General features: G+C 69.5%; 4 protein-coding genes. All 4 read right to left on the bottom strand.

Features of this window, described 5'->3' with window-relative positions:
- Positions 1-118: LacI family DNA-binding transcriptional regulator (locus Pta02_RS11645; protein ID WP_203874777.1), on the bottom strand; the 118-nt coding region annotated here is incomplete at its 3' end.
- Complete coding sequence (locus Pta02_RS11640; protein ID WP_203874776.1) at positions 105-1,724, bottom strand: glycoside hydrolase family 13 protein; 1,620 nt, start codon at positions 1,722-1,724, stop codon at positions 105-107. The genes Pta02_RS11640 and Pta02_RS11645, both read right to left, overlap by 14 nt.
- Positions 1,725-1,785: 61 nt before the next feature.
- Positions 1,786-2,682 (bottom strand): sugar ABC transporter permease, encoded by an 897-nt coding sequence (locus tag Pta02_RS11635; protein WP_203874775.1) that lies wholly within the window; start codon positions 2,680-2,682, stop codon positions 1,786-1,788.
- On the bottom strand, positions 2,682-3,612 hold a 931-nt coding region (locus Pta02_RS11630), incomplete at its 5' end, for a carbohydrate ABC transporter permease (protein ID WP_203874774.1). The genes Pta02_RS11635 and Pta02_RS11630, both read right to left, overlap by 1 nt.

Genomic DNA, 3,612 nt, shown 5'->3' with positions numbered 1-3,612 from the left:
CCCCTGGCTTGCCGTTCAGCACCCGGCTCACCGTCGCCTCGCTGACCCCGGCGTGCGCGGCGATGTCGGTCAGCCGGGCGGTGCCGGTGGTCAGGGAGCCGTTGTTAGAGGACGTCATCGCATTCCCACCATACGGCGGAGTCCGGAGCGAGCCGTACGGTGCCCCCCTCGACTCCGGGCCGCTCGGCGCTGGCCAGCAGGACCCGGCCGGGCGCGGGCAGCTCGACCGGCTCGCCGGTCAGGTTGACGGTGCACGCGAAACCGTCGCCGCGCCGGAAGGCGAGCGTGCCCTCCGGGGAGCCGAGCCACCTCAGGGGGGCGTCGAAGGACCGGCGCTCCCGCCTGATCCGCAGCGCCTCCCGGTAGAGGTGGAGCGTGGAGGAGTGGTCGCGCAGCTGGGAGTGGACGCTCAGCGGGCCCCAGGAGCCCGGCATGGGCAGCCACGTCTCCTCGATGCCCGGCATGCTGAAGCCGAAGTGCGGCTCGGCGTCGACCCACGGGATCGGCACCCGGCAGCCGTCGCGGCCGTCCTCGGGGTTGCGCAGCCGCTGCGGGTCCTGCAGGTACTCCTCGGGCAGGTCCAGCACCTCCGGCAGGCCGAGCTCCTCACCCTGGTAGACGTAGGTGGAGCCGGGCAGGGCCAGGGTCATCAGGGCCGCCGCGCGGGCCCGGCGCAGGCCGAGCTCGCCGTGGCCGTAGCGGGTGACGTGCCGCTTGACGTCGTGGTTGGACAGCACCCAGGTGGCGGGCGCGCCGACCGAACCGGCGGACGTCAGCGACTCGTCGATCACCGACCGGAAGGCGGCGGCGTCCCACGGGGTGGTCAGGAAGTGGAAGTTGAACGCCTGGTGCATCTCGTCCGGGCGGACGTAGTTGGCCAGTCGCTCCAGGGTCGGCACCCAGGCCTCGGCGACGCCGATCCGCTCCCCCGGGTAGGAGTCGAGCAGCCGGCGCCAGGCGCGGTGGATCTCGTGGACGCCGTCCTGGTCGAAGAACGGCACCACCTCGGTGCCGATCATCTTGACCTGGTCGGGGTGGCCGACGTCGGGCAGCCCGTCGGCCTTGACCATGCCGTGGGAGACGTCGATGCGGAAGCCGTCGACCCCCAGGTCGAGCCAGAAGCGCAGGATCGACTCGAACTCGGCGTGGACCTCGGGGTTCTCCCAGTCCAGGTCGGGCTGCTCGGGGGCGAACAGGTGCAGGTACCACTGCCCGTCGGGCAGCCGGGTCCACGCCGGCCCGCCGAATACCGACTCCCAGTCGTTCGGCGGCAGCTCGCCGTGCGCCCCCTTGCCCTCGCGGAAGATGTAGCGCGCCCGCTCGGGGCTGCCCGGCCCGGCGGCCAGCGCCTGCCGGAACCACACGTGCTGGTCGGAGGTGTGGTTGGGGACCACGTCGACGATCACACGCAGGTCGTGCTTGTGCGCGTCGTCGATCAGCGCCTTGGCGTCGGCGAGCGAGCCGAAGATCGGGTCCACGTCCCGGTAGTCCGCCACGTCGTAGCCGAAGTCGGCCATCGGCGAGGTGTAGAAGGGGTTCAACCAGATCGCGTCGACCCCCAGGTCGGCGAGGTACCGCAGGCGGGACCGCACCCCCAGGAGGTCGCCGATGCCGTCGCCGTTGCCGTCGGCGAAGCTGCGCACGTAGACCTGGTAGATCACCGCGTCCCGCCACCACCGGGTCTCGGTGTCGGCGGCACGGTCCACCTGGACGAGCTCGGTCATATTTGTCCCCCGATCAAATGACATATCAGGACGTGTTAGCACAGTGGTGTTACAGCCGGCGTCACAGCTTCGTGGCGCCGGCGGTCAGCCCGGCCACGAGGTTGCGCTGGACCAGGAGGAAGACGACCGCCGCCGGCACCGCGATCATCACGGCCGCCGCGGTCATCAGGCCCCAGTCGGACCAGTGCTGGCCGATGAACTGCTGCAGGCCCGCGGCCAGGGTGCGCGTCTCGTCCCCGGTCATGAACACCGTGGCGTAGGCGACCTCGCCCCAGGCGGTCATGAAGGAGTAGAACGCGGTGACCGCGAGGCTGGGCCGGGCCAGCGGCAGGATGACCCGCCAGAAGGTGCCGAACGGGCTCAGCCCGTCGATCATTCCGGCCTGGTCGATCTCGCGCGGGATGGAGTCGAAGTAGCCCTTCATCATCCACGCGCAGAACGGCACCGCCACGGTCATGTAGGCGATGACCAGGCCCGGGATCTGGTTGAGCAGCCCCAGACCCGCCATCAGGTTGTACAGCGGCACGATGAGGATCGCCACCGGGAACATCTGGGTGATCAGCAGCATCCACATCACGCCGCGGTAGCCCGGGAAGCGGAAGCGGCTGATCGCGTACCCGGTCGTGGAGGCCAGGAACACCCCGATGACCGTGGTCAACGCCGCGATGATCACCGAGTTGAGCAGCCAGTTCGGGAACTGCGTCTCGGTCAGCACCCGGGTGTAGTTGTCCAGCGAGGAGTCGTCGAAGAGCTTCAGCTCGGTGGACAACCAGCCGTCGCGCGGCTTGAGCGAGGTCAGGATCAGCCAGACGACCGGGAAGATCGAGATGAGGGACGCGACGATGAGCGTGCCGTGCAGCAGGATCGAGCTGCCGAGGCTGCGCTCTTCACGGCTGCGGGCGCGGCGGCGCCTCGCGGCCCCCTTCGGGCTCCCGGGACTCACAGTGGCGGTGCTCATCACCAGACCTCCCCTTGCTTGCGCAGCGCGCGGCGGTAGACGACGGCCATCACGATCAGGAGCAGCAGGATGAGCACGCCCCAGGCCGCCGAGCCGGAGTAGTTGCGGATGCCGGTGAACGCCTCGCGGTAGGCGTAGGTGACCAGGATCTCCGTGGAGCTGCCCGGGCCTCCGCCGGTGATCAGGAAGATCAGCGGGAACATGTTGAAGGTCCAGATCGTGCCCAGCAGGATCACGGTGCTGGAGACCGTGCGCAGGCCGGGGATCGTGACGAAGCGGAAGCGCTGCCAGGGCGACGCGCCGTCCACCTCGGCCGCCTCGTAGAGCTCGCGCGGGATCGACTGGAGCCCGCCCAGCAGGGCCAGCATCATGAAGGGGATGCCGATCCAGACGTTGACCGCGACGACGGCGATCTTCGCCGTGGTCGGGTCGTCGAGCCAGCCGACGCCGCCCAGGCCCATGCCCCGCAGCATGGCGTTGATGACGCCGTAGTCGCTGTTGTAGAGATAGCGCCAGATGAACGCGGCGACGAACGGGGGGATCGCCCACGGCAGGATCAGCAGCACCCGGTAGGCCGAGCGGAAGCGCATCCTCCGGTTGAGCATCAGGGCCAGGCCGAGCCCGACGCCGTAGTGGAATGCGACGCAGGCGACGGTCCACAGGACCGTCCAGGTGAGCTTCTCCCAGAACAGACCGCTGCCGAGGATGGACAGATAGTTGTCCAGGCCGGTGAACTCATACGTCGAGGGGATGACGTTGACGCCGATCGTGCGGCCCATGTTGGCCTCGGTGGCGTCGGTCATGGACAGGTAGACGCCCCGCACCAGCGGCCAGCCGATCAGCGCCGCGGTGACCACGACGACCGGGGTCACCATGGCCCACGCGTACCAGTACTGGCTCAGCGATCGGCGGAGGGGACCGGGCTTGCCG

The sequence above is a fragment of the Paraplanobispora takensis genome (genome assembly GCF_016863195.1).
GTDB classification, from domain to species: Bacteria; Actinomycetota; Actinomycetes; order Streptosporangiales; family Streptosporangiaceae; genus Planobispora; species Planobispora takensis.
Note: the sequence above shows the minus strand (reverse complement) of the source record. Positions and strands in the feature narration are given on the sequence as shown.